This is a genomic window from Stenotrophomonas sp. BIGb0135 (assembly GCF_024810105.1).
In the GTDB taxonomy this organism is placed as follows: domain Bacteria; phylum Pseudomonadota; class Gammaproteobacteria; order Xanthomonadales; family Xanthomonadaceae; genus Stenotrophomonas; species Stenotrophomonas maltophilia_AB.
The window spans coordinates 178067-203292 of sequence record NZ_JANUDX010000006.1; the positions used below are offsets into that span (position 1 = coordinate 178067).

Genomic DNA, 25226 nt, shown 5'->3' on the forward strand with positions numbered 1-25226 from the left:
GCCCCGTAGCAGCCGGTAGGCCCCTGGCGTAGCGTCCCCCGGCCGCCGAGCGGCCTCCTCCTATATTTTGCCCAGGAGCCCGCCGCCCGCTACGGGGCTCGGCTCGCGGTACAGGCGAGGAGCGAGGCTTCTCTCACTTCCGTCGGTGGGTCGGTCGCTGGGCCCCCATGCCCTTGGAGGCGAAATAAAGGAGGAGGCCGCGCAGCGGCCGGGGGCGTCGCCGGAAAGGGCATGGGGACCAGCGACCGATCCACCGACAGCCGCTTTCACCCACTTCAGTAAGCGTCAGTAAGCGAACGCCTTGAACACCGGATCGATGTTGCCGCCCCACTCGCCATGGAACAGCGCCAACTTGCGGTCGGCCGGGGTCAAGCCGGAATCGACGATCTCCTGCAGCACCTCCAGGAACTTGCTTTCGTCCTGGCCATCGGCATTGCGTGCAGCGCGCCGCTTCAGGCCGGCCACGGCGATCTTCAGCGCCTCGCGTGCCAGATCCAGCACCGTGCCATTGCGGAACGGCAGCTTCAGCCCGTGCTTCGGCACGCCATCGCGCAACACATTGCGCTCGACCAGGCTGAAATCACGCACCAGGTCCCAGGCGGCATCCAGCGCGGCATCGTCGTACAGCAGACCCACCCAGAACGCCGGCAAGGCACACAGGCGGCTCCACGGGCCGGCATCGGCACCGCGCATTTCCAGGTACTTCTTCAGCCGCACTTCCGGGAACGCGGTGGTCATGTGGTCCGACCAGTCGCGCAGCGTCGGCAACTGGCCCGGCAGCACCGGCAACTTGCCCACCATGAAATCGCGGAAGCTCTGGCCGCTGGCATCGTTGTACTTGCCGTCGCGGTAGGAGAAATACATCGGCACGTCGAGCAGGTAATCCACGTAACGCTCGTAGCCGAAGCCGTCCTCGAACACGAAGTCGAGCATGCCGGTACGGTCGTTGTCGGTGTCGGTCCAGATGTGCGAGCGGTAGCTCTGGTAGCCGTTCGGCTTGCCTTCGGTGAACGGCGAATCGGCGAACAGCGCCGTGGCGATCGGCTGCAGCGCCAGCGACACGCGGAATTTCTTCACCATGTCCGCTTCGGTGGCGTAATCCAGGTTGACCTGCACCGTGCAGGTGCGGGTCATCATGTCCAGGCCCAGCGTGCCGACCTTGGGCATGTACTCGCGCATGATCTTGTAGCGCCCCTTGGGCATCCACGGCATCTCGTCGCGGGTCCACTTGGGCTGGAAGCCCATGCCGAGGAAGCCCAACTGCAGTTCGCCGGCCACCTGCGCCACTTCGTTGAGATGGGTGCCGGTTTCCACGCAGGTGTCGTGGATGGTCTCCACCGCCGCGCCGGACAGTTCCAGCTGGCCGGCCGGTTCCAGCGTCACCGAGGCGTTGTCGCGCAGTAGCGCGATGGTGCGGCCGCCTTCCTGCACCGGATCCCAGCCGAAACGGGTCAGGCCCTTGAGCAGGGCTTCGATGCCACGGTCGCCGTCGAAGGTGGGCGGACGCAGGTCGTCCAGGCGGAAGCCGAACTTCTCGTGCTCGGTGCCGATGCGCCACTGCGCCTTGGGCTTTTCGCCGGAGGCCAGCGTGGCGACCAGTTCATTTCGGTCGGTGATCGGCGTCTCGGCGACGTGGCTGGGGCTCGACAAGGGGAGGCTCGCAGGATTCTGGTCAGGGCGGGGATGTGGGGTCCACGCCCCGGCATCGCAAGGGCGCACTATATCGTGGCGTCCCCCACCGTCGTGTCACCGTGACGGTTTTCAGCATCCTACTGGCTACCACTTGACGCTGCCCATGCGCAGGCGCGGCTGCGAGTCATTCCGCCGGCCACGGCGGCCGACACCCTAGACTGTCGGCATGAGCCGATCCAGACATCCGGAAGTACATCGCTCCGACCGCGTGGGCTGGCTGCGTGCGGCCGTGCTGGGCGCCAATGACGGCATCGTCTCCGTGGCCGGGCTGGTGGTCGGCATCGCGGCGGGTGGCGCCAGCGCCTCCACGGTGCTGGCCACCGGCATCGCCGGCACCGTGGCCGGTGCGATGTCGATGGCCGCCGGCGAGTATGTGTCGGTGCAGTCGCAGGCCGACACCGAGCGGGCCGACCTGGCGGTGGAGAAGCGCGAACTGCACGACGACCCGCACAGCGAACTGGAAGAGCTCGCCGCCATCTACCGCCATCGCGGCCTCAGCCCCGAGCTGGCGCAGCAGGTTGCGGTGCAGTTGACCGCCCACGACGCGCTGGCCGCGCATGCGCGCGACGAGCTGGGCATCACCGAAGAGCTGCGCGCGCGGCCGATGCAGGCGGCGATGGCCTCGGCCGGCGCCTTCGTCAGCGGCGCGGCGCTGCCGGTGCTGACCGCCCTGCTCGCCCCGCACGCGCACGTCGCCCAGGTCACCACCGCGGTCACCGTGGCCGGGCTGGGCCTGACCGGTGCGATGGCCGCGCGCGCCGGCGGTGCCCCGCCACTGCGCGGCGCGGTGCGGGTGATGTTCTGGGGCGCACTGGCCATGGGCGCGGCGGCGCTGATCGGCCAGTTGTTCGATACTGCGCTGTAATGGACATGCGCCTGCCCCCCGACTCCCTGCTGGCCGAAATGGCGAGCCTGGCCGACTGCCAGCGTGCCGACGGCTACGCCTGCATCACTGCCCGCCGCGAGCATGGCGCCTCCTCGGTGGACATCGCCCAGCCACAGGTCGCGATCCTGCTGCAGGGGCGCAAGCAGGTGCGCTGCGCGCAGCAGTCGCTCGCGTTCGTGCCCGGCGACCTGTTCCTGATCACCCGGCGCTGCCGCATCGACGTGGTCAACATTCCCGACCCGCACAGTGGCGTGTACCTCAGCGCGATCGTGCCGCTGTGCGCCGAGGCGCTGGCCGCCGCGCGCGTGCTGTGGAACGAGCCCCTGCCCGGCCCCGGCGACGCGCTGGGCAAGCTGTCCCTGGAAGACCATGGCCAGACCCTGCGCCAATGGCGCCACGCGCTGGAGCAGGCCCGCTACACCGAGGCGCGCCTGGCCCTGGCATCGCTGGTAGTGGCGTTCTGCCGGCGCGGCCATGGCAGCCTGCTGCTCGCCCCCGAACCCAGCCTGGGCGAGCGCATCCGCGACCTGATCGCGGCGCAGCCCGAGCGCGACTGGCAGTCCCGCGACTTCGAACAGCAGCTCGGTGTGAGCGGTGCCACGTTGCGCCGGCGCCTGGCCAGCGAGCAGGCCAGCATGCGTGAACTGATCGCCGACGCACGGCTGGCGCATGCGATGAACCTGCTCTACACCACCCGCCTGCCGTTGAAGACCGTCGCCGCGCGCGTGGGCTACCGCTCGCTGGGCAGCTTCAGCAAGCGCTTCGCCGCCCGCTATGGGCTGGACCCGGGAGCGATCGGCAACAGCTGAGCCCGGCCGATGCGAGCGGATCGCGCGGCATTCTGAGCGCATCGCGCGGCAGGCCGCGCGCAGCATGGGGCACCGCGGCGCTGCCGCCCTGTACGGAACCTGCCATGTCCTTCCCCCGCGCCTGCACGCTCGCCACCGCGCTGCTGTTCGCTGTCGCCACCGGCCCGGCCCTGGCCACCACCGCCCGCACCCCGGATGCACAGGTGCCGGGCGTCTACCACCAGCAGATCGGCACGCTGCAGGTCACCGCGTTGTTCGATGGCACCGTCGCGCTGGGACGCCAGGAACTGGTCGGCATCGACGCCGGCGCGGTCACCCGCCTGCTGGACCATCGCTACGTGCCCGAGGACGGCAAGGGCCTGCAGACCGCGGTCAACGCCTACCTGGTGCAGCGTGGCGAGCACCTGACCCTGGTCGATACCGGCACCGCGCAGTGCTTCGGCCCGGGCCTGGGCCAGGTGCTTGGCAACCTGCGCAAGGCCGGCTACGACCCGGTCGAGGTGGATGAGGTGCTGCTTACCCATGCCCATCCGGACCACCTGTGCGGGCTGCTGGACGCGCAGGACAAGGTCGCCTACCCCAACGCCACGGTCTGGTTGTCCGCGGCCGACGCGGCCTACTGGCTGGACCCGGCCAGCACCGCCGGCGCGCCACAGGGTGTGCGCTTTGCCTTCGCGTTGGCGCGCAAAGCGGTGGCGCCCTACGAGGCGACTGGAAAGCTGAAGCGCTTTGGGCCCCGCGATGCGTTGCCGGCCGGCATCACTGCGCTGGACAGCCATGGCCATACGGTAGGCCACGTGTCCTACCGGATCGATGGCGGCGCCGGCCAGCAGTTGCTGGTGTGGGGCGACATCGTGCATTTCCATGCCGTGCAGTTCGCCCAGCCGCAGGCCTCCTACGAAGCCGACAGCGACCGCACCGCCGCGATTGCCAGCCGCCGCCGGATGATGGCGCAGGCCGCCGACGGAGGCTGGTGGGTGGCCGGCGCGCACCTGCCGTTCCCGGGGCTGGGCCATGTGCGCCGCGAAGGCGAAGCATTCGCCTGGGTGCCGGGTGAGTTCGCGCCATTGCCGGCCCCCGCCCAGCCCACGGGCAGGTAGATCCACGCCATGCGTGGATGCCGCGCACGCGCGGCGCCCCGACCGGGACAGAGCCCGGTCAGCGGCGCACATCCATTGCGGGCTTGCCCCAGATAAACGCCCCAGGTGCCCCACAACGCGTAGACCCACGCCATGCGTGGATGCCGCGCACGCGCGGCGCCCCGACCGGGGCAAAGCCCGGTCAGCGGCGCACATCCCTTGCGGGCTTGCCCCAGGTAAACGCCCCAGGTGCCCCAACGCGTAGATCCACGCCATGCGTGGATGCCGCGCCACGCGCGGCCGCCCCGACCGGGACAACGCCGGTCGGCCGCGTACACGCGTTGTTCGCCCGTGCCGGGGGCAACGTCACCCACGCATGGCGTGGGTGCACGGGCCTTGGGTCAGGCCGCTTCCGGGGCCGGCTTGTTCAATCCCAGCCAGCCGCCGATGATCCCGCGCGCCTCGTCCACGCCCTGGCGGGCCGGGCCGGAGAAGGTCTGCACGCTGACCGTGTCGCCGAAGGAGGACTGCAGTTCCTTGCGCACCTTCTGCAGGGCGATGCCCTGCTGGCCACGCCCGAGCTTGTCGGCCTTGGTCAGCAGCGCGTGCGCGGGCAGGCCGCGCTGCACCGCATAGGCCAGCATCTGGCGGTCGTAGTCCTTGAGCGGATGACGGATGTCCATCACCACCACCAGGCCACGCAGCGCCTCGCGGGTGCGGAAGTACTGGTCGATGAAGGCCTGCCAGTGCGCCTGCAAGTCCAGCGGGACCTTGGCGTAGCCGTAGCCGGGCAGATCGACCAGCTTGGCCTCCGGGGTGACCTCGAAGAACACCAGCTGCTGGGTGCGGCCGGGAGTCTTGGAGACCCGGGCCAGGCTGTTCTGGCGGGTCAGGGCGTTGAGGGCGCTGGATTTGCCGGCGTTGGAGCGCCCGGCAAAGGCGACTTCGGCCCCGACATCCTCCGGCAATTGCCGGGTGTTGTGGGCCGAAAGCAGGTAGGTGGCACGTTCGAGGAGCAATGACATGCCCATAGGATCGCATGTCCGGGCCGGCCGCGGGCTGCCGGGGGCGGTTTTGACGCACTGCCGCGTTGACCGTGGCGTGAAAGCGCATGGATAATCGGGCGATCCTAAGCCAGTGCAGCCTGCACTCGCCAGGCCGGTCCACACGGAGCTTCCGCATGCGCCATGCTCGCGTTCTTGCCGTTTCCGCTGTCGCTGTATCGCTGCTGGCCGCCGTTGCGGTCGCCCAGACCTCGATCACCCCGTTGCCCGACAACGGCCCGATCAAGACCGCTTCGCTGGAGGTCGATTTCAGCAAGACCACCTGGGGCGATGCCAAGGCCGGCCAGACCAAGGCCGCCGCCTGCGCGGCCTGCCACTCGGCCGACGGCAATTCCACTGTCGAGATGTACCCGAGCATCGCCGGACAGAGCGAGCGCTACGTGGCCCAGCAGATGGCCCTGATCGCCAACGGCCAGCGCACCTCCGGGGCCTCGGCGGCGATGGTGCCCTTCGTGCAGGACCTCACCCCGCAGGACATGCGCGACATCGGTGCCTATTTCGCAACGCAGAAGGCCAACGCCGGGCTTGCCGACGATGGCCTGGTCGGCGAAGGTCCGTATGCCGGCAAGAAGTTCTACGAGATCGGGCAGCAGCTGTATCGCGGTGGCGATGCCGCCCGGGGCATTCCGGCGTGCATGGCCTGCCACGGTCCCACCGGCGCCGGCAATCCGGGGCCAGCCTATCCGCACATCGGCGGCCAGCATGCGGCGTACGTCGCCCGCCGGCTGCAGGAGTACCAGGCCGGCGTGACCCACGAAACCGACAAGGCCCACTTCCAGATCATGGCGACCATTGCCAAGCAGTTGTCCGAACAGGAGATCCAGGCACTGGGCAGCTACCTGCAGGGCCTGCACAACCGCGCCGACGACATCGCCGCGGCCGCGCCGCCCAAGGCCCCCTAGCCACCGTTCGGCGGCGGGTTGGCCGCACCGCCCTCGCGGCGGGTTATGTTCAACGCCACGCCGGCACTGGGCCGGCGTTGTTTTTTCCGATGGAGATGGATGTAGATGAAGTTGATCCCCCGCCTGATGGTGTTGTTGCTGGCACTGAGCCCCTTGGCCACCCTCGCCGCCGCGCCGGCCACGCTGGTCGAAGGTACCGATTACGAGCTGATCGACGCGCCCGGCCCGTACGCGCCGCTGGCGGGCAAGATCGAAGTGGTGGAGATGTTCGGCTACACCTGCCCGCATTGCGCCCGCTTCGAGCCGCAGCTGGAAGCCTGGGCCGCCAAGCTGCCCAAGGATGTCCGCTTCACCCCGGTGCCGGCCGCGTTCGGCGGGATCTGGGATTCGTTCGCGCGCGCCTACCTGGCCGCCGACCAGCTGGGCGTCGCCAAGCGCAGCCACCGCGCCATGTTCGAGGCCCTGCACGAGACCCATTCGCTGCCGATGCAGAACGTGGCGCCGGAAGAACTGGCCGCGTTCTACACGGGCTACGGCGTGGCCCCGGAGCGCTTCCTGGCCACCATCAAGGGCGATGCGGTGGAGCAGAAGCTCAAGGCCGCCCGCGCCTTCGCCCAGCGCACCAAGGTGCCGGGCACCCCGGCGCTGGTGATCAACGGCCGCTACCTGGTCAAGGGCGACTCGTTCGAGGCGATGCTGCGCAACGCCGATGCCCTGATCGCACAGGCGCGCACCCAGCCCAAGCGCTGAGTGCAGGCTCGCTGAACCGTCACACACCGTGCACGCGGTACGCCCAGTGCCGCGTGCCATCATTCCCCTCTGGCTGGCGCGCGACGCGCCGGCCCCTATACGTTCCTCCGCTGGAGATGCCTAGATGAAGACCCGTTTCGCGATTTCGCTGTTGGCCCTGCTGCCGATCCTGGTGGCCTGCAAGGCCCAGGATGGCACCGCCAACACCGCCGCGCCGACCGAGCCGGCGGCCCCGAGCAGTGCCCCGGCCACCGACACCGCGCCGGCCAGCAGCGAGACCCCGGCCGCCACCGGCGAAACGGCCGCCGCTGAAACCGCCGCCGCCGAGGCCACCACGCCCGCGCCGGCACCGGCGTCGTCGCGCCCGACCGGCCCGGAGCCGGTGGCAGGCACCGACTATGTGCTGATCGAAAACGGCCAGCCGTTCCAGCCGGCCACCGGCAAGATCGAAGTGGCCGAGATCTTCGGCTACGTCTGCCCGGCCTGCGCCGCGTTCCAGCCCCTGATCGGGCCGTGGAAGGCCGGCCTGCCCAGCGACGTCAGCTTCGTCTACGTGCCGGCCATGTTCGGCGGCACCTGGGACAACTACGCGCGCGCCTTCTACGCCGCGCAGAGCATGGGCCTGCAGGAAAAGACCCATGAGGCCCTGTATTCGGCCATCCACGCCGAGAAGACCCTGAAGGGCGAGCGCGGCAAGGATTCGGTTGAAGACATCGCCGCCTTCTACGCCAAGCACGGCGCCGACGCCAAGCAGTTCGCCAGCACCATGAGCAGCTTCGCGGTGGGTGCCAAGACCAACGCCGCCAAGAACTTCGCCCAGCGCAGCCAGATCACCGGCACCCCCTCGGTGATCGTCAACGGCAAGTACCTGGTCAAGGGCAAGAGCTTCCCGGACATGCTGCGCATCGCCGATCACCTGATCGCCCGCGAACGCGCCGCCAAGGGCAACTGATCAAGCGTGAATCGGCAACCGTCGTGAATTCCCCCACCACGCGGACCCTGCGCCTGCTGACGGCCAACATCCAGGCCGGCAGCAGTACCCGCCGCTACAGCGACTATGTGACCCGCAGCTGGTCGCATGCGCTGCCGGCGGGGCGCAAGCGCACCAGCCTGGACGCGATCGCCCAGCTTGCCCGCGGCCACGACATCGTCGGGCTGCAGGAAGCCGATCCGGGCAGCCTGCGCTCGGGCTTCACCAACCAGACCCACTACCTGGCCGAGCGCGCCGGCTTCAACTACTGGAGCCACCAGCCCAACCGCCGCATGGGCGGTGTCGCCTCCAGTGCCAATGGCCTGCTGAGCCGGCTGGAGCCGGTGGAAGTACAGGACCATGCCCTGCCCGGCCGCATCGGCGGGCGCGGCGTGCTGCTGGCCAAGTTCGGCGAAGGCAGCGAAGGCCTGGCAGTGGCGGTGGCGCACCTGTCGCTGGGCACCAACTCGCGGATGTCGCAGCTGGCCTTCATCGCCGACCTGCTCAGCGACCATCCCAACGCGGTGCTGATGGGCGATTTCAACTGCCTGGCCGACCGCCCGGAAATGCAGGCGCTGTACCAGAAGACCACCCTGCAGCCCCCCGGCTGTGCGGTGCCGACCTTCCCGAGCTGGCGCCCGGACCGCGCGATCGACCACATCCTGCTCAGCACCGGCCTGCAGCAGCGCAGCGCCGAGGCGGTCCCGGCCGCGTTCTCCGATCACCTCGCCCTGGCGATGTCGATCGACGTGCCCAGCACCGCGCTGCGGTAACCCCGATACCCCGCCGCCCCGTGCGGCGGGCATCCGCGGCTGCGCACACGCAGCATCCACGACCCGTATGCGATAACGCTCCGCCTGAGCCCACCGTGGCACCGGGAGCATCCCCCACCCCATGAGTACCGTGGAGCCGCATCCGCCCGAGGTGCGCACGCTTCGTCCCGTGTTCCTGCTTGCGGCGACCCTGGTCACCGCATTCGCAGCGCTGGTCACCCTCTTCCCGATCCAGTCCGGCGCCCTGCTGCTGGATGCCCAGACCTGGGCCTCGCGCAATGTGGGCTGGTATTACCTGCTGGCGATGACGGTGTACCTGGTGTTCGTGGTCGGCGTGGCGTTGTCCGGCTACGGCAACGTCAAACTCGGTGCGGACCACGACGAGCCGGAGTTCAGCTACCTCTCGTGGGCCGGCATGCTGTTCGCCGCCGGCATCAGCATCACCCTGTTCTTCTTCTGCGTGTCCGAACCGCTCACCCATTACCTGCTGCCGCCCCAGGGCGGCGTGGGCGGCGGTGAGGCCAGCGCGCGCCAGGCCATGCAGCTGCTGTTCCTGCACTGGGGCCTGCACGGCTGGGGCGTGTTCGCGCTGGCGGCGATGGCACTGGCCTACTTCGCCTACCGCCACAACCTGCCACTGGCGCTGCGCTCGGCGCTGTACCCGCTGATCGGCAAACGCATCAACGGGCCGATCGGCTACACCGTCGATGCCCTGGGCATCGTGGCCACCGTGTTCGGGCTGGGCGCGGACATGGGCTTTGGCGTGCTGCACCTCAATGCCGGCCTCAACACCCTGTTGCCGGTGCCGCACGCGGCCTGGGTGCAGGTGGGCCTGATCGTGCTGATGATGGGCGCGGCGATCACCGTGGCCGTCTCCGGCGTGGAGAAGGGCGTGCGCTGGATGTCCAACATCAACATGCTGCTGGCGATCGGGCTGCTGCTGTTCATGCTGTTCGCCGGCCCCACCCAGTACCTGCTCAATGCCTTCATGCAGAACATGGGCGACTACCTGGGCAACGTGGTCGGCAAGAGTTTCGACGTGTATGCCTACGGCGGCCGCCCGGACTGGCTGGGCAACTGGACGGTGTTCTACTGGGCCTGGTGGATCGGCTGGGCGCCGTTCGTGGGCCTGTTCATCGCGCGCATCTCGCGTGGCCGCACCATCCGCGAGTTCGTGCTGGGCGTGCTGCTGATCCCGCTGGGCTTCACCCTGGCGTGGCTGTCGATCTTCGGCAACAGCGCGCTGGACCAGATCCTGCACCACGACCAGGTGCAGCTGGCGCAGGTGGCCGTGGATAACCCGCCCACGGTGCTGTACGCGCTGCTGGAGCATTACCCGTGGAGCCGGGCGGTGATCGCGGTGACGGTGATCGTCAGCTTCGTCTTCTTCGTCACCTCGGCCGACTCGGGGACGGTGGTGCTGTCCACCCTGTCCTCGCATGGCGGCGCGCCGGAGGACGACGGCCCGCGCTGGCTGCGCGTGTTCTGGGGTGTGATGACCGGCCTGGTCACCGCCGGGCTGCTGCTGGCCGGCAGCATGGATGCGCTCAAGTCGGCGGTGGTGCTGGCCTCGCTGCCGTTCTCGGTGGTGCTGCTGCTGATGCTGTGGGGCCTGACCCGTGCGCTGGGCGAGGAGTCGCAACGCAAGAAGGCCTCGCAGTATTCGCCGATCCCGCTGATCGGGCAGTCGCGGCACCAGCGCGGCTGGCGCCAACGCATCACCCAGGCCGTGCATTTCCCGGTACGCGACGAGGTCTACCGCTTCATGGACACCGACGTGAAGCCCGCCATCGAGGCGGTGGCCGCGCAACTGGGCGAACAGGGCCTGGATGTACGCACGAAGTTCGAGCCGGGCCAGATGGAACTGACCGTGGACCACGGCGAGCAGCAGGTGTTCACCTACCAGGTGATCATGCGCGGCTACCTCACCCCGTCGTTCGCCGCGCAGCGCTTCCGCAACCTGCGCTACTACCGCGCCGAAGTGCACCTCTATGAAGGTGGACAGGACTACGAGCTGTTCGGCTACAGCCGCCAGCAGATCATCAACGACATCATCGACCAGTACGAGCGCCACCTGCAGTTCCTGCATCTGACCCGTTGAACGCTGGTCTCCCGCTGCAAAGGAGTCATCACCATGCCCCGCTTCCCCGACCAACTGCTTTACATCGGCGGCCGTTACGTCCCTTCGCAGGGGGGCCGCACCTTCGAGGTGGTCAACCCGGCCACCGGCGAGGTCCTGGCCAACGTGCACAGCGCCAACAGCGACGACCTGGATGCCGCGGTGGAAAGCGCCCAGGCCGGGCAGACGGCCTGGGCCGCGCTCACCACGGTGGAGCGCTCGCGCATCCTGCTGCGCGCGGTGGCGCTGCTGCGCGAGCGCAACGATGCGCTGGCCGAGCTGGAAACGCTCAATACCGGCAAACCGCTGAGCGAAACTCGCAGCGTGGACATCGTCACCGGTGCGGACGTGCTGGAGTACTACGCCGGGGTGATGCACGGGCTGGAAGGCAGCCAGGTGCCGCTGCGCGAAGGCAGCTTCTTCTATACCCGGCAGGAACCGCTGGGCGTGGTCGGGGCGATCGGTGCCTGGAACTACCCGATCCAGATCGCCCTCTGGAAGGCCGCCCCGGCGCTGGCCGCCGGCAACGCGATGATCTTCAAGCCCAGCGAAGTGACCCCGCTGACCGCGCTGAAGCTGGCCGAGATCTTCACCGAAGCGGGCCTGCCCGATGGCGTGTTCAACGTGCTGCCCGGCGACGGCGACGGCGTGGGGTCGGCGCTGACCGAACACCCCGGCATCGAGAAGATCTCCTTCACCGGCGGCACCAGCACCGGTCGCAAGGTGATGGCCAGTGCGTCCAGCTCCACCCTCAAGGAGGTGACCATGGAGCTGGGCGGCAAGTCGCCGCTGATCATCTGTGCCGACGCCGACCTCGACCTGGCCGCCGACGTGGCGATGATGGCCAACTTCTACAGCTCCGGCCAGGTCTGCACCAACGGCACGCGCGTATTCGTGCCCAAGGACCTGCTGGCCGATGTCGAGTTGGCCCTGCGTGAGCGCATCGCGCGCATCCGCATCGGCGATCCGTTGCAGGAGGACACCAACTTCGGCCCGCTGGTCAGTGCCGCGCACATGCGCCGCGTGCTGGACCACATCGCCAGCGGCAAGACCGAGGGCGCGCGGCTGGTCTGTGGCGGCGAGCGGTTGACCGATGGCGCGCTGGGCAAGGGCTGCTACGTGGCGCCGACGGTGTTCAGCGATTGCCGCGATGACATGCGCATCGTGCGCGAGGAGATCTTCGGGCCGGTGTTGAGCCTGCTGTCCTATGACAGTGAAGAAGAAGCCGTCGCCCGCGCCAACGCCACCGAATACGGGCTGGCGGCCGGCGTGGTCAGCCGCGACCTGAGCCGCGCGCACCGCCTGATCCACCAGTTGGACGCCGGCATCTGCTGGGTCAACTGCTGGGGCGAATCGCCGGCGCAGATGCCGGTGGGTGGCTACAAACAGTCCGGCGTGGGCCGCGAGAACGGCCTGGCCACGCTGCGCGCCTATACCCGCACCAAGTCCATCCAGATCGAACTGGACCGCTACGCGTCGGTGTTCTGAACCGGCCTGACAGGAGAACACCGCGATGAAGCGCGAGTACGACTACATCATCATCGGCGCCGGCTCCGCCGGCAACACGCTGGCCGCGCGCCTCACCGAAGACGCCGGCGTCAGCGTGCTGCTGCTGGAAGCCGGCGGCCCGGACTACCGGCTGGATTTCCGCACGCAGATGCCGGCCGCGCTGGCCTACCCGCTGCAGGGCCGCCGCTACAACTGGGCCTACGAAACCGAGCCGGAGCCGCACATGGACAACCGGCGCATGGAGTGCGGGCGCGGCAAGGGCCTGGGCGGCTCCTCGCTGATCAACGGCATGTGCTACATCCGCGGCAATGCGCTGGACTTCGATAACTGGGCAACGTTCGACGGGCTGGAGGACTGGAGCTACCACGACGTGCTGCCCTACTTCCGCAAGGCCGAAACCCGCGACATCGGCGCCAACGACTACCACGGCGGCGACGGTCCGGTCAGCGTGGCCACGCCGAAGAACGGCAACAACGTGCTTTTCCACGCCATGGTCGAGGCCGGCGTGCAGGCCGGCTACCCGCGCACCGACGACCTCAACGGCTACCAGCAGGAAGGCTTCGGCCCGATGGACCGCACCGTCACCCCGCGCGGGCGCCGCTCCAGCACCGCGCGCGGATACCTGGACATGGCCAGGGACCGCGAGGGACTGGAGATCGTGGTCCACGCCACCACCGACCGCATCCTGTTCGCCGGCAAGCGCGCGGTGGGCGTGCGCTACCTCACCGGCGGCAGCGCCGAGCCGATCGACGCCAGCGCGCGCCGCGAGGTGCTGCTGTGCGCCGGTGCGATCGCCTCGCCGCAGATCCTGCAGCGCTCCGGCGTGGGCGCCCCGGCATTGCTGGCCGCACTCGGCGTGCCGCTGGTGCACGACCTGCCCGGCGTCGGCGAAAACCTGCAGGACCACCTGGAGGTGTACATGCAGTACGCCTGCAAGAAGCCGGTGTCGCTGTACCCGGCACTGCAGTGGTGGAACCAGCCGGCGATCGGCGCGGAGTGGCTGTTTGCGGGCACCGGCGTGGGCGCCAGCAACCAGTTCGAGGCCGGTGGCTTCATCCGCACCCGCGACGAGTTCGAGTGGCCCAACATCCAGTACCACTTCCTGCCGGTGGCGATCAATTACAACGGCACCAACGCGGTCAAGGAACACGGTTTCCAGGCCCACGTGGGCTCGATGCGCACGCCCAGCCGTGGGCGCGTGCATGCAAAATCGCTGGACCCGCGCGAGCATCCCTCGATCCTGTTCAACTACCAGTCCACCGACCAGGACTGGCAGGAGTTCCGCGATGCCATCCGCATCACCCGCGAGATCATCGCCCAGCCCGCGCTGGACGAGTATCGCGGCCGCGAGATCAGCCCCAGTGCGGACTGCAAGAGCGATGCCGAGCTGGACGCCTTCGTGCGCGCCCGCGCCGAGACCGCCTACCACCCGTCGTGTTCCTGCGCGATGGGCACCGACGCGATGAGCGTGGTGGATGGCCAGGGCCGCGTGCACGGCATGGAAGGCCTGCGCGTGGTGGATGCCTCGATCATGCCGCGCATCATCACCGGCAACCTCAACGCCACCACGATCATGATCGCCGAGAAGATCGCCGACCGCATCCGCGGGCGTGCGCCGTTGGCGCGCAGCACGGCTGCGTACTACGTGGCCGGGGATGCGCCGGTCAGGCGCTGAGCAGAACGGGTAGCGCCCAGCGTTGCCCGACTGCCCGGTGATCTGCTGCAACGGGAGCCGGCCAACGGCCGGCACTCCCGATCACGCCAGCGTGCTCATGCGGGCGCGCCCGGCATCTTCGGCGCCACCCGCCGTGCCGTCACCGTACTCCCCACCGACGCCACCACCGTGCAGCCAATGGCCGCCCACTGCAGCGCGGTGAGGTGTTCGGCCAGCAGCCCCATCGCCAGCAGCGCGGCCACCGCCGGCTCCATGCTGATCAGGATGCCGAAGGTCTCCTTCGGCAGGCGCTTGAGCGCCATCATCTCCAGCGACATCGGGATCGCACTGGAGACGATCGCCACGCCCAGCCCGAACAGCAGGATCGTCGGGTCCAGCAACGCCATGCCCGCATGCGCCACGCCCACCGGCACCACCACCAGCGCCGCCGCGCACAGGCCCAGCGACACCGTATGCCCGGCATGCAGGTGGCCGGCGCGCTTGCCGAAGATGATGTACAGCGCCCAGCACACCGCCGCACCCAGCGCGAACATCACCCCGACCGGGTCCAGCGGCGCGCCGTGCCCCAGCGGCAACAGCAGCAACAGTCCGGCCAGCGCGCAGCCCACCCAGACGAAATCGATCGGCCGCCGCGAGGACCACATCGCCACCGCCAGCGGCCCGCAGAATTCAATCGCCACCGCGATGCCGAAGGGAATCGTGCGCAGCGCCATGTAGAACAACAGGTTCATCACCCCCAGGGTGATGCCGTAGCGGAAGATCGCCGCGGCATCGGCACGCGTGGTGGTCCAGCGCCACGGCCGGAACACCGCCAGCAGCACCAGCGCCGAGAACCCCACGCGCAGCGCGCTGGTGCCCTGCGCGCCGATCACCGGGAACAGCTGCTTGGCAAACGAGGTGCCCACGGACAGGGCGGTGACCGAGCCGAGCACGGCCAGCACGGGGATCAGCGAGGCAAAGCGGGAGGTCGACATGGCGCCAGCATATTGCGCTCGGGCCGAAGCAAAGGCTCAATTGCAGGCATCTTCCTGCACGTTTCACTCGCCCATGGCTGCCGTGCCCTACGCCCCCGACGACTTCGACCGCGCCATCCTGGCCATCCTGCAGCGCGACAACACCACCGCGCAGCGCGCGATCGCCGAGGCCGTGCACCTGTCCGCGCCGGCCGTGCAGCGGCGGATCAGGCGACTGCAGGACGCGGGGATCATCCGCGCCAACGTCGCGGTGCTGGACCAGGCACGACTGGGGCGGCCGCTGACGATCATGGTCGAGGTACGCGTGGCCAGCGAACAACCGCATCGCGTCGCCGCGTTCCGCCGCCGCGTGCAGGACGACCCCGCCGTGCAGCAGTGCTACGCGATCACCGGCGAGGCCGACTTCCTGCTGCTGCTCACCGCCGCCTCGATGGAAGAATACGAGGCGATCAGCGAGCGCCTGTTCGGCAGTGACGACAACATCGAGCGCTTCCGCACGGCCGTGGCCTTGAGCACGTTGAAGCGTGGCTTGGACGTGCCGCTGTAACGCGACGAACCAGGCTCAACCGCGCACGGCCGCCTCGATCGCCGCCACGTCGATCTTGCGCATCGTCATCATCGCCTCGAAGGCGCGCTTGGCCACCGCCGGGTCCTTGCTGGTCACCGCCTCGGTGAGCACGCGCGGGGTGATCTGCCAGGACAGGCCCCACTTGTCGCGGCACCAGCCGCACGCGCTTTCCTCGCCGCCGTTGCCGACGATGGCGTTCCACAGCCGGTCGGTCTCGGCCTGGTCCTCGGTGGCGATCTGGAAGGAGAACGCCTCGCTGTGCTTGAACGCCGGGCCGCCGTTGAGGCCGATGCAGGGGATGCCGACCACGGTGAAGTCGACGGTCAGCACGTCGCCCTGCCTGCCCGACGGGAAGTCGCCGGGGGCATGGTGGACCGCGTTGACCGCGCTGTCGGGAAAGGTCTGGGCGTAGAAAGTAGCGGCGTCCAGCGCGGTGCCGTCGTACCAGAGGCAAAGCGTGTTCTTGTTGGGCATGGTGGTCTCCTGCGGCGGGCATGGACGCGGCAAGCCTACGGCCGCAGGCGTTAAGCGCGCGCCGCGGTGTCGCAGACCGGTGTGATACGCGGGCGGCCGAGCGCGAAACCCGGGCGTTTCAGGAAAGTGAATTGATGGTGTCAATGATTCGCATTAACATATCTTCATCCCGTCCGCGCCAGGAGGCGCTGCGGCGATCAGTACCCGGAGCCCGCGCCCTGCCACCAGGGCCCCGCCAGCCGCGCACTGACCCCCACTTACTGCGCGGCGCCTGGCCACCGATGGACATCGGCCATGCCCGCGCCGCCGCCCTGGAATCGCCGATGACCCGTTCGACCGTTGTGCTGCCCCACTCCCCGAGCCGGCGCGCCCTGCCGCAGGCGCTGTTCGCCGCGCTGTGCACGCTGGCCGTCGCGCCTGCATTCGCGCAGGACGCCAGCCCGGATGCCACCACCCTGGACAAGGTCGTGGTCAAGGGCGAGCGCGCCGAGGGTTACTCGGTGCGCCGGACCTCCGCCGGTACCCGCTTCGACCTGGCCCCGCGCGAGATCCCGCAGTCGGTCAGCATCATCAGCCACCAGCGCATCGAGGACCAGAACCTCGACGACATCCTCGACGTACTGGCCAACACCACCGGCGTGAGCAGCACCCAGTCCGACACCGAGCGCACCGAGTTCTACGCGCGCGGCTTCTACATCGACAGCTACCAGTTCGACGGCCTGCCCACGCAGATGGTGCAGAACTGGAGCTACGGCGATTCCGGCCTGGACCTGGCCCTGTATGACCGCGTGGAAGTGGTCCGCGGCGCCACCGGCCTGCTGACCGGCGCGGGCAATCCGTCGGCCTCGGTCAACCTGATCCGCAAGCACGCCGACAGCGCCGAGCTGACCGGCAACGTGTCGGTCAACGTCGGCAGCTGGGGCCGCACCCGCAGCACCGTGGATGTCACCACGCCACTGAATGCCAGCGGTTCGGTGCGCGCACGCGTGATCGGCAGCTACCTGGACACCGAATCGCAGATGGACCGTTACGACCAGCACAAGACGCTGGGCTATGCGGTGATCGACGCCGACCTGACCCCGGACACGCAGCTGAGCGTGGGCTACGACTACCAGCAGAAGCGCGCCAACGGCGCGACCTGGGGTGGCTTCCCGATGCTGTTCTCCGATGGCAGCCCCACCCCGTTCGACGAATCCTTCAGCGCCAACCCGGGCTGGACCTACTGGGATACCACCAGCAAGCGCCTGTTCGCCACGTTGGAGCATGCCTTCGCCAACGACTGGAAGGTCAAGCTCGGTGCGACGCATGACACCACCAAGGCCGATGACAAGCTGTTCTACCCGGCCTACAACGACTGGACCACGGGCGCCTCGCTGCTGGACAAGACCACCGGCGCCGGCGTCGCGCCCTCGGCAGGGTTCTACAACACCGAGCGCAAGGTCAACGCGGTGGACGGCTTCGTGGACGGCCCGTTCCAGCTGTTCGGCCGCGAGCACCAGTTCATGGCCGGCCTGAGCTACAACAAGCGCGAGTTCGCCAACTACGGCGACTACCAGGTGGGCTGGGCGCCGCTGGACAACTACCTGGCCGGTGTCGGCAACTTCCCGGAGCCGAACTGGGCCACCACCCTGCCGTTGCAGAGCGAAGGCACCATCACCCAGAAGGCCGGCTATGCCGCCACCCGCCTGTCGCTGGCCGATCCGCTCAAGCTGATCCTCGGCGCGCGTTACACCGACTGGAAGAGCGAAGGCGAAGGCGACGACCGCTCGCACAAGGTCACCACCCCGTACGCCGGCCTGGTGTTCGACCTCAACGACACCTACTCCACCTACGCCAGCTATACCGAGATCTTCCAGCCGCAGACCGCACGCGACCGCAGCGGCAGCTACCTGGATCCGGTGGACGGCAAGAGCTACGAGATCGGCGTCAAGGGAGCGTGGTTCGACAACCGCCTGAACGCATCGGTCGCGGCCTTCCGCATCGAGCAGGACAACGTGGCGCAGATCACCAGCGAGCCGATCCCGAGCCGTCCGGGCGAGTTCGCCTACATCGCCGCACGCGGCACGGTCAGCCGTGGCTTCGAGCTGGAACTCAATGGCGAACTGGCCCCGGGCTGGAATGCGACCTTCGGTGCGTCGCGCTACGTGGCCAAGGACGTCAACGACGCGGACATCAATACCAACCTGCCGCAGACCACCATCAAGCTGTTCACCAGCTACACCCCGCAGTCGCTGACCGCGCTGACCGTGGGCGGCGGGGCCAACTGGCAGAACCGTATCTACTACCCGGTGCCGGCGTATGGCCGCATCGAACAGAACGGCTACGCGCTGGTCAGTGCCTTCGTGCGCTACCGCATCTCGCCGGAGTTCAGCGTGCAGGCCAACCTCAACAACCTGCTGGACAAGAAGTACTTCTCGCAGATCAACGGGTATGGCGCGTACGGCGATGGCCGCAACGGGTCGATCACGTTCAACTGGTCGTTCTGACGGGTCAGCGGTCGTATCGCGTGGACAAGAGAGCCGGGCATAGCCCGGCTCTCTGCGTTATGGGGCGGTGGGGGTGGGTCGCAGCCACGCATGGCGTGGCTCTACCCGTTTCCGGGCGGTGGTGGTGGTGCATCGCGCGCCCCGTAGCGTGGCCTGGCGGTAGTGGTGGGCCGCGCAGCCATGCGTGGCATGGCCGCGATGGTGGGTCGCAGGCACGCGCGCGTGGGGTTCCGCTCGTGCCGGCCGCTGGCCGGCTCCAGGCACCCCCAACCGCGCTCACCCCGCGTAATACCCGGGCTGATCAAGATCGGCCAGCAGCGCCGGCCCCACCGGTGCCCAGCCCAGCAGCGCGCGGGTGGCGGCGCTGGAGGCCGCCATGTTCGCCCCGGCCATCCGCGCGAACCAGCCGAAGTGTTCGGCCCCACGTGACTCCACCGGCAGCTTCAACCGCGCGCCGATCACTTCGGCGATGCGTTTGAACGGCACCGCTTCATCGGCGATGGCGTGATACACCGGCGCCGCCGCTGCCTGCTCCAACGCGAATCGATACACCCGCGCCGCATCCTGCCGATGCACGCCGGACCAGCAGTTCGCGCCATCGTCCAGGTACGCCGACACGCCGGTGCGCCGCGCCAGCGCGATCAGGATCGGTACGAACCCGTGCTCGCCCAGCCCATGTACCGACGGTGGCAGGCGCACCGTCGCCGCCCGGATGCCGCGTTCGGCCAGCGCGCGTGCGGTGGGCTCGGACAGGCGCGGCGAGGCGGGATCGGGCAGATCCGTTTCCACCGCCCCGCGCGGCAAGCCGAGCAGCCCGGAGGTCACCAGCAGCGGTCGCGACGACCCGGCCAACGCATCGCCGAGCGCCTCGATCACCCGCCGGTCCTGCGCGCAGTTCTCGATGAAGCGCGAGAAATCATGGTTGAACGCGGTGTGCACCACCGCATCGGCATCCGCTGCGGCGGCACGCAGCGTGTCCAGGTCGTCCAGGGTGGCGTGGACGATACCCGCGCCGATGGCGCTCAGTGCCCCGGCTTTTTCTGGACTGCGCGCCTGCCCGGTGACCCGGTGCCCGGCCGCCAGCAGTTCATGGACCACGGCCGAGCCGACCCAGCCGGTCGCGCCGGTAACGAAGACATGCATGATGGAATTCCCTGTTGCCAATGAAAGGTCAGCCGAGGCGCATCGACAGTTCGACATCGTCGCCGACCGCCACGGAAAGATAGCCGCTGCCGGGCGCGCGCACCCGGGCCAGGTAGTCCGGCGCGTCATCGGCATTGTCGGCCACGATCAGCGCACCCGGTGCGAGGCGGGATTCCAGCAGATCCAGGATGTCGCCGTACAGCGCCTTGGCGCCGTCCAGCAGCACCAGGTCGATGGACGCGGGCAGATCCTCGCGCAGCGTCTGCAGCGCATCGCCCTCGCGGATCTCCACCAGGTCCTCCAGGCCGCCCGTCCGCAGGTGCTCGCGTGCGCGCTGCACCTTGCCCGGCTCGAACTCGCTGCTGATCAGGCGCCCGCCGCCGTTGTCGCGCAGCGCCGCGGCCAGGTGCAGGGTGGAGATGCCGAAGGACGTACCGAACTCGACGATGGCGCGTGCACCGCGACTGCGCGCCAGCATGTACAGCAGCGTGCCGGTCTCGCGCGACACCGGCAGCCAGAGGTCCTTGAGCCGCGTGTACAGGGTCAGGTAGTCCGTACGGCTGTGCAGCAGACGGTCGCGCTCGGCGGCGGACATATCGGCGAACACGGGGCGGGTGGCGGCGTCGGACGCATCGAACAGGCGCTCCAGCAGCGGTGCGAGGGGGGCGTTGGTGAGGGTGTTCATGGGGGTCCTGTCAGGGCGGTTGAGCGCGGGAGCGCGCCCACCTAGAATGCGAGTGATTCGTCGCATTTCCAGAATACGGCCGATCCCCGATCCGCACTATTCGCATTCCCTGGCACGGGTCCCCGCCGCATGAACGACCGCGCAACCCCGCAGATTTCCTCAAGAAAACGCCCGCGCCAGAGCCGCTCCAACGCGCTGGTGGCGGTGATCCTGGAGGCGGCTGCTCAGGTTCTGGCCCAGCAGGGCGCCGCCCGTTTCACCACCGCACGGGTGGCCGAGCGTGCCGGGGTCAGCATCGGCTCGCTGTACCAGTACTTCCCGAACAAGGCCGCGATCCTGTTCCGCCTGCAGACCGAGGAGTGGGCGCAGACCGGCGATGTGCTCAGGCGCGTGCTGGAGGATGCCGCCACGCCGCCACTGCAGCGGCTGCGCCTGCTGGTGCATGCGTTCATCCACTCGGAGTGCGACGAGGCGCAGATGCGCGTGGCGCTCAGCGACGCCGCCCCGCTGTACCGCGATGCGCCGGAAACACGCCAGGCCCGCGCGCAGGGCGACGCCGCGTTCGACGCCTTCATGTGCGAAGCGCTGCCCGAAGCAACGGCCGAAACGCGCGCCCTGGCCGTCGACCTGATCGGCACCACCTTGAGTACGGTGGGCAAGCAGTTCTCCAGCAGCGCGCCTTCGCCTGCCGCCATCGACGCCTATGCCGATGCCATGGCCGACATGTTCTGCGCCTACCTGCAGGCCCTGACGCCTGCCGGCACTACGGCCGCGCGCGCAGCAGCGCCAGCCCGAAGCCGATGAAGATGGTGCCGACCACGCGGTCGAACACCTTGCGCAGCCCCGGACGCGCCAGGTAGCCGGCCAGCCCGCGCCCACCGGCGGCGTACACCGCGTACCAGAACATTTCCATCAGCGCGAAGGTACCGACCAGGATCACGAACTGCGGCAGCTGCGGCTGGGCCAGATCGACGAACTGCGGCAGGAATGCCGAGGCGAACAGCAGCAGCTTGGGGTTGCTGATGCCGATGATGAAGCCATCGCGGAACAGGATGCGGCGCTTGCTGGGCGCGATCGCCGCGGTGTTGCCGACATCGATCGGCGCATCGCCGCCGCGCCAGGCCTTGATCCCCAGGTACACCAGGTAGGCCACGCCGGCGTAGCGCAGCACGTCGAACACCAGCGGCGAGGCCTTGAGCACCGCGCCCAGGCCGGCGGCGGAAATCGACAGCGCCAGCACCAGCGCGCTCAGGCAACCGGCCATGGCGGCGATGCTGCGGCGGAAGCCCACGCGCACGCTGCGGGTCATCACGTGCAGCATGTTCGGCCCCGGCGTGCCGCACAGGACGAACACGGTGACGGCGAAGATCCACCAGGTATGCAGGTTCATGGCAACAACACTTGGAAAGGGAAGCCGGCCGCTGGCCGGGCGCCCCATGATGCCTGACGGACAAGGCACCCGGCGGCCAGAAACGCGCCTTGGCCGCCACGCGCAATACATTTGACCGTCGTTGCAGCCACCGGGCATGGCCCGCCGCTGCCGGCCATGCACACCGGGGCACCGCTCGGGTGCCCCGGTGGCCCTGCACGCTCAACCGAGGCTCAGAACCGCAGGTCCGCGCGCAGGTACCAGTAGCGCCCGCGCGGGATGTCGTAGGTGGAGGCGTCGTAGCCGTTGAGCGAGCACGACAGGCAGATCGGCGGATCCTTGTCGAACACGTTGTTCAAGCCGGCGCTGAGCTGCAGCCCCTTCATCCAGTCGATCTTGTAGCCCACCTGCATGTCGTGGAAGGTGGTGGCCTTCAGCTCGTTGGTGCCCTCGATCTGGTTGCTGCACACCGGGAAGGCCACCGCATCGCCGCAGTCTTCGGTGAGCTTGGAGATGTGCCGCACCGTCCAGGATGCGTTCCAGTGGGCCAGGTTCCAGCTCAGCGTGGCGTTGCTGGTCCACTCCGGGATGGAACTGTCGGACACTTCCACGCCCGGCTCCTGCGGCTGGCGCTGCCCCGCTGCACCGATCGCCTCGTACCGGCCCACGAAGGTGTTCTGCCAGCCCAGCTTGAACTGGCCGGCCGAGGTTTCCGGCAGCGTCCAGAACAGGTCCACGTCCCAGCCATCGGTCTTGATCGAGCCCAGGTTGGTCAGGCGGTTGTTGAAGCCGCTGACCGCACCGGTGGAGGCACGGGTGATGCCGCCGCAGTACAGCGGGTCCAGCGTGTCCACGCACAGGTCGAGCTGGGTCTGGGCGTTGATCGCCTGGATGGCGCCCTCGATGGTGTGCCGGTAGAAGGTCACGTCCACGTCGAAGCGCTCGGACCAGGAGGCGTTGCTGCCGAACCACGGGCTCCACACGAAGCCGGCGCTGAAGCTGCGCGAACGCTCCGGGTCCAGCGCGCTGTTGCCGCCGGTGGTGACCGAGATCTGCGAGTTGGCCTGCTGGAAGCCGGTGGGCACGCCGAGCGCGGCGCAGTTGGCCGCGCTGCCGCGCGGCGGGGTGCCGCCCAGGCCGACCGAGCACGGATCGAACAGCTGCAGGTCGGCGCGCGCGGCCGAGCCGTACAGTTCGCCGATCGACGGGGCGCGGAAACCTTCGGCATAGGTGGTGCGCAGCACGAAGTCGTTGGTCACCTGCCAGCGCAGGCCGTACTTGGGCACGAACTCGCCGCCGAAGGTGGAGTAGTCCGAGTAGCGCCCGGCCAGGCTGAGGTCGAGTTTCTCGCCGATCGCGCTCTTGGCGAAGATCGGGATGCTCAACTCCAGGTAGGCCTCGCTGACGTCGTAGGAACCGGACGTGGGCAGCGACGGTACGCCGTTGTAATGGCCGATCACGGTGAGCGGATCGGGCTGGTATGAGCCCTCGTACTTGCGGTATTCCAGGCCGGTGGCGAACGACACCGGGCCGGCCGGCAGGGTGAACAGGTCGCTGCTCAGGTTGGCGGTGACCAGGCTCAGCTCGTTCTGGCTGCGGTCGCGGACCACCGGCTGGATCCAGGCCAGCATCGCCGGGGTGATCGTGCCCGGGCCGCCGAAGATGTTCAGCGGCACGCAGCCGGGCGTGGCCGCGCACACGGCCGGATCGCCCAGGGCCATGTTGACGTTGAAGATGTTGTAGCTGCCGTAGTTGGTCTGCTCGGCCTTGTTCTTGCTGTACATCCCATTGACGTCCCAGAACCAGCTGCGGTCCGCGGCCTCGAACTGGCCGACCAGGCCGGTGGCGACGTACCGGGTGTTGACCTCCTGCTCGAACACGCGTGCGCCGCCTTCCACCGGGCGGCGGCCGATCATGATCAGGTTGTCCGAGGAATCCAGGTCGAAGCCGAACGGGTTGTACGGGTTGAGCGCGGAAATGACGATGTTGTCGGCCAGCGGGTTGCCGGTGGCGCCGTCGGGGCCGAAGAACAGCGGCTCGGGGCCGGCCTGGTTGGTGGACTCGCGGCGGTTGGCCAGCGCCTTGACGTACCACTGCAGGTTGTCGGTGATGTCGAAGCGGAACTGGCCGAAGATGCCCTTCCGCTCCGACGGCGTCAGCACCATGTTGTATTCGGCGAAGTTGAAGCGGTCGGCGGTGCCGAAGCAGTGGTAGCTGTCGGTGCGCGCGCAACCGTCGGCGCCGTTGAACGTGGGCGACGTGGCGCCGGTGTTCGGGGTGAGGTCGTGGGTGATGCCGGTGGTGGGATCGGTGAAAATGAAGCGCCCGGTCGGGGTGGCCGAACTGCCGAAGGACAGGCCGGTGCCCGGGATCGGGAAGCGCGACTGCTCGCGGTCGCTGGCGTACACCGGGTCCTGCTTGGTCCAGCTGGCGCCGAGGAACAGGCTGTAGCGGTCGCCGCTGGTGCCCCAGGCCAGGTCCACGCCCTTCTGGGTGCCGTCGCCCTTGCTGTACTCGCCGTAGTTGAGGGTGACCTGGCCGCCATCGAATTCACGGCGGGTGATGATGTTGACCACGCCGGCGATCGCATCGGAGCCGTACAGCGAGGAGGCGCCATCCTCGAGCACTTCGATGCGCTCCACGATGGCCAGCGGAATGGTGTTCAGGTCGGTGGCCGCGCCCACGCCGGAGGCCGAGGATTCATTGACCCAGCGGATGCCATCCACCAGCACCAGCACGCGTTTGGCGCCGAGGTGGCGCAGGTCGACCTGGGCCGAGCCGGCCCCCACGCCGCTGCCGTCCGGCGGAAAACCGAAGTTGCCGGAGGAATTGAACTTGGCATTGAGCGCCGAACCGGAGCCGGTCAGCTGCTGCAGCACCTCGCCGATCGAAGTGAGCCCGGTACGTTCGATCTCGCTGCGGGTCAGGGTCTGGATCGGCACCTGGCCTTCCACTTCAGCCCGCTTGATGCGGGTGCCGGTCACCTCGACGCGGTCCAGCTCGGTGGTGGTGCGCGGCGCATCCTGGGCACCGGCGAGCACCGGGGCAGCCAACAACAGGCACAGCGATACAGCGACCGCCAAGGGGCGGTGGTGCAGGTCGTTCATTCGCTCTCTCTCCAAAGGAATGTTGGGCTGGGCCGCCGCGCCCCCCAATGCGCGGCAACGTCTCCTTTGTAAACAAACGGTAAAAGTGAAGAAGTGACGACCAACACTTTTTCACGCCACTCAGACAAATCCGAACAGGCAAGATGCAGGCGCCGCAACGCATGACGCCCCTGCGGACAGGGGCGTCAGTGG

Annotated in this window: 21 protein-coding genes; 13 read left to right on the forward strand and 8 right to left on the reverse strand. The window is 68.7% G+C overall.

Features of this window, described 5'->3' with window-relative positions:
• Positions 1–285: 285 nt before the first annotated feature.
• The gene (locus M2421_RS13985; RefSeq protein WP_259207710.1) at positions 286–1650 is read right to left on the reverse strand and encodes a glutamate--cysteine ligase; all 1365 of its coding nucleotides are present in this window, start codon (positions 1648–1650) and stop codon (positions 286–288) included.
• Between the two features lie 208 nt (positions 1651–1858).
• Here M2421_RS13985 and M2421_RS13990 point away from each other — a divergent pair, with 208 nt between their 5' ends.
• The 3 genes from M2421_RS13990 (at position 1859) to M2421_RS14000 (ending at position 4487) form a co-directional block, all read left to right on the forward strand.
• Complete coding sequence (locus M2421_RS13990; protein WP_259207712.1) at positions 1859–2557, forward strand: VIT family protein; 699 nt, start codon at positions 1859–1861, stop codon at positions 2555–2557.
• Positions 2557–3387, forward strand: a complete 831-nt coding sequence (locus M2421_RS13995; RefSeq protein ID WP_259207715.1) for a helix-turn-helix transcriptional regulator — start codon at positions 2557–2559, stop codon at positions 3385–3387. The genes M2421_RS13990 and M2421_RS13995 overlap by 1 nt, the downstream gene beginning before the upstream one ends.
• Before the next feature lie 104 nt (positions 3388–3491).
• Positions 3492–4487: an MBL fold metallo-hydrolase gene (locus M2421_RS14000; RefSeq protein ID WP_259207717.1), complete on the forward strand. Its 996-nt coding sequence runs from the start codon at positions 3492–3494 to the stop codon at positions 4485–4487.
• A 380-nt stretch (positions 4488–4867) separates the two neighbouring features.
• Here M2421_RS14000 and yihA read toward each other — a convergent pair whose 3' ends face one another.
• Positions 4868–5491 carry a ribosome biogenesis GTP-binding protein YihA/YsxC gene (yihA, locus tag M2421_RS14005; protein WP_259207719.1) on the reverse strand — a complete coding sequence of 208 codons (624 nt, stop codon included), beginning with the start codon at positions 5489–5491 and terminating at the stop codon, positions 4868–4870.
• Between the two features lie 155 nt (positions 5492–5646).
• Between yihA and M2421_RS14010 the strand changes: the two genes are divergently transcribed.
• From M2421_RS14010 to betA, 7 genes are all read left to right on the forward strand, one after another.
• Positions 5647–6432, forward strand: coding sequence for a c-type cytochrome (locus M2421_RS14010; protein ID WP_259207721.1), 786 nt, complete (start codon positions 5647–5649; stop codon positions 6430–6432).
• Positions 6433–6537: 105 nt separating this feature from the next.
• Positions 6538–7182: a thiol:disulfide interchange protein DsbA/DsbL gene (locus M2421_RS14015; protein WP_259207723.1), complete on the forward strand. Its 645-nt coding sequence runs from the start codon at positions 6538–6540 to the stop codon at positions 7180–7182.
• Between the two features lie 124 nt (positions 7183–7306).
• Positions 7307–8134 (forward strand): thiol:disulfide interchange protein DsbA/DsbL, encoded by an 828-nt coding sequence (locus M2421_RS14020; protein ID WP_259207726.1) that lies wholly within the window; start codon positions 7307–7309, stop codon positions 8132–8134.
• Positions 8135–8187: 53 nt separating this feature from the next.
• Entirely contained in the window at positions 8188–8925 is a 738-nt protein-coding gene (locus M2421_RS14025) for an endonuclease/exonuclease/phosphatase family protein (RefSeq protein WP_259207818.1), read from the forward strand.
• Positions 8926–9046: 121 nt separating this feature from the next.
• The gene (gene betT, locus M2421_RS14030) at positions 9047–11026 is read left to right on the forward strand and encodes a choline BCCT transporter BetT (RefSeq protein ID WP_259207727.1); all 1980 of its coding nucleotides are present in this window, start codon (positions 9047–9049) and stop codon (positions 11024–11026) included.
• A 33-nt stretch (positions 11027–11059) separates the two neighbouring features.
• Entirely contained in the window at positions 11060–12532 is a 1473-nt protein-coding gene (betB, locus tag M2421_RS14035) for a betaine-aldehyde dehydrogenase (RefSeq protein WP_259207728.1), read from the forward strand.
• A gap of 25 nt (positions 12533–12557) precedes the next feature.
• Positions 12558–14228, forward strand: a complete 1671-nt coding sequence (betA, locus tag M2421_RS14040) for a choline dehydrogenase (protein WP_259207729.1) — start codon at positions 12558–12560, stop codon at positions 14226–14228.
• Positions 14229–14323: 95 nt separating this feature from the next.
• On the opposite strand, the gene M2421_RS14045 is transcribed toward betA, so the two are convergent.
• Positions 14324–15202 (reverse strand): EamA family transporter, encoded by an 879-nt coding sequence (locus tag M2421_RS14045; RefSeq protein WP_259207730.1) that lies wholly within the window; start codon positions 15200–15202, stop codon positions 14324–14326.
• Between the two features lie 73 nt (positions 15203–15275).
• Here M2421_RS14045 and M2421_RS14050 point away from each other — a divergent pair, with 73 nt between their 5' ends.
• Positions 15276–15749 carry an Lrp/AsnC family transcriptional regulator gene (locus tag M2421_RS14050; protein ID WP_259207732.1) on the forward strand — a complete coding sequence of 158 codons (474 nt, stop codon included), beginning with the start codon at positions 15276–15278 and terminating at the stop codon, positions 15747–15749.
• A 15-nt stretch (positions 15750–15764) separates the two neighbouring features.
• Here M2421_RS14050 and M2421_RS14055 read toward each other — a convergent pair whose 3' ends face one another.
• The gene (locus tag M2421_RS14055; protein ID WP_259207733.1) at positions 15765–16244 is read right to left on the reverse strand and encodes a VOC family protein; all 480 of its coding nucleotides are present in this window, start codon (positions 16242–16244) and stop codon (positions 15765–15767) included.
• A 323-nt stretch (positions 16245–16567) separates the two neighbouring features.
• Between M2421_RS14055 and fhuE the strand changes: the two genes are divergently transcribed.
• Positions 16568–18730: a ferric-rhodotorulic acid/ferric-coprogen receptor FhuE gene (gene fhuE / locus M2421_RS14060; RefSeq protein ID WP_259207735.1), complete on the forward strand. Its 2163-nt coding sequence runs from the start codon at positions 16568–16570 to the stop codon at positions 18728–18730.
• 276 nt (positions 18731–19006) lie between these two features.
• Here the strand turns inward: fhuE and M2421_RS14065 are convergent, their stop codons facing one another.
• Positions 19007–19873, reverse strand: coding sequence for an SDR family oxidoreductase (locus M2421_RS14065; protein WP_259207737.1), 867 nt, complete (start codon positions 19871–19873; stop codon positions 19007–19009).
• Between the two features lie 28 nt (positions 19874–19901).
• Positions 19902–20558 carry an O-methyltransferase gene (locus tag M2421_RS14070; protein ID WP_259207738.1) on the reverse strand — a complete coding sequence of 219 codons (657 nt, stop codon included), beginning with the start codon at positions 20556–20558 and terminating at the stop codon, positions 19902–19904.
• A 129-nt stretch (positions 20559–20687) separates the two neighbouring features.
• Here M2421_RS14070 and M2421_RS14075 point away from each other — a divergent pair, with 129 nt between their 5' ends.
• The gene (locus M2421_RS14075) at positions 20688–21362 is read left to right on the forward strand and encodes a TetR family transcriptional regulator (RefSeq protein ID WP_259207740.1); all 675 of its coding nucleotides are present in this window, start codon (positions 20688–20690) and stop codon (positions 21360–21362) included.
• Here M2421_RS14075 and M2421_RS14080 read toward each other — a convergent pair.
• Together M2421_RS14080 and M2421_RS14085 are read right to left on the reverse strand one after the other, a co-directional pair.
• A complete protein-coding gene (locus M2421_RS14080) occupies positions 21322–21948 on the reverse strand; it encodes a LysE family translocator (RefSeq protein ID WP_259207742.1) in 627 nt (208 codons plus the stop codon). The genes M2421_RS14075 and M2421_RS14080 overlap by 41 nt on opposite strands.
• A 212-nt stretch (positions 21949–22160) precedes the next feature.
• On the reverse strand, positions 22161–25034 hold the full coding sequence (locus M2421_RS14085; RefSeq protein WP_259207744.1) for a TonB-dependent receptor: 2874 nt from the start codon (positions 25032–25034) through the stop codon (positions 22161–22163).
• Positions 25035–25226: the final 192 nt, after the last annotated feature.

Excerpts from the sequence above, each read along its gene's own strand:
- M2421_RS14000 (WP_259207717.1), top strand. The coding sequence starts at position 3,492 with ATGTCCTTCCCCCGCGCCTGCACGCTCGCCACCGCGCTGCTGTTCGCT.
- M2421_RS14065 (WP_259207737.1), bottom strand. The coding sequence starts at position 19,873 with ATGCATGTCTTCGTTACCGGCGCGACCGGCTGGGTCGGCTCGGCCGTG.
- M2421_RS14020 (WP_259207726.1), top strand. The coding sequence starts at position 7,307 with ATGAAGACCCGTTTCGCGATTTCGCTGTTGGCCCTGCTGCCGATCCTG.
- M2421_RS14080 (WP_259207742.1), bottom strand. The coding sequence starts at position 21,948 with ATGAACCTGCATACCTGGTGGATCTTCGCCGTCACCGTGTTCGTCCTG.
- M2421_RS14045 (WP_259207730.1), bottom strand. The coding sequence starts at position 15,202 with ATGTCGACCTCCCGCTTTGCCTCGCTGATCCCCGTGCTGGCCGTGCTC.
- betB (WP_259207728.1), top strand. The coding sequence starts at position 11,060 with ATGCCCCGCTTCCCCGACCAACTGCTTTACATCGGCGGCCGTTACGTC.
- yihA (WP_259207719.1), bottom strand. The coding sequence starts at position 5,491 with ATGTCATTGCTCCTCGAACGTGCCACCTACCTGCTTTCGGCCCACAAC.
- M2421_RS13995 (WP_259207715.1), top strand. The coding sequence starts at position 2,557 with ATGGACATGCGCCTGCCCCCCGACTCCCTGCTGGCCGAAATGGCGAGC.
- M2421_RS14055 (WP_259207733.1), bottom strand. The coding sequence starts at position 16,244 with ATGCCCAACAAGAACACGCTTTGCCTCTGGTACGACGGCACCGCGCTG.
- betA (WP_259207729.1), top strand. The coding sequence starts at position 12,558 with ATGAAGCGCGAGTACGACTACATCATCATCGGCGCCGGCTCCGCCGGC.
- M2421_RS14070 (WP_259207738.1), bottom strand. The coding sequence starts at position 20,558 with ATGAACACCCTCACCAACGCCCCCCTCGCACCGCTGCTGGAGCGCCTG.
- M2421_RS14010 (WP_259207721.1), top strand. The coding sequence starts at position 5,647 with ATGCGCCATGCTCGCGTTCTTGCCGTTTCCGCTGTCGCTGTATCGCTG.
- M2421_RS13990 (WP_259207712.1), top strand. The coding sequence starts at position 1,859 with ATGAGCCGATCCAGACATCCGGAAGTACATCGCTCCGACCGCGTGGGC.
- M2421_RS14085 (WP_259207744.1), bottom strand. The coding sequence starts at position 25,034 with ATGAACGACCTGCACCACCGCCCCTTGGCGGTCGCTGTATCGCTGTGC.
- M2421_RS14075 (WP_259207740.1), top strand. The coding sequence starts at position 20,688 with ATGAACGACCGCGCAACCCCGCAGATTTCCTCAAGAAAACGCCCGCGC.
- fhuE (WP_259207735.1), top strand. The coding sequence starts at position 16,568 with ATGACCCGTTCGACCGTTGTGCTGCCCCACTCCCCGAGCCGGCGCGCC.
- M2421_RS14015 (WP_259207723.1), top strand. The coding sequence starts at position 6,538 with ATGAAGTTGATCCCCCGCCTGATGGTGTTGTTGCTGGCACTGAGCCCC.
- M2421_RS14050 (WP_259207732.1), top strand. The coding sequence starts at position 15,276 with ATGGCTGCCGTGCCCTACGCCCCCGACGACTTCGACCGCGCCATCCTG.
- betT (WP_259207727.1), top strand. The coding sequence starts at position 9,047 with ATGAGTACCGTGGAGCCGCATCCGCCCGAGGTGCGCACGCTTCGTCCC.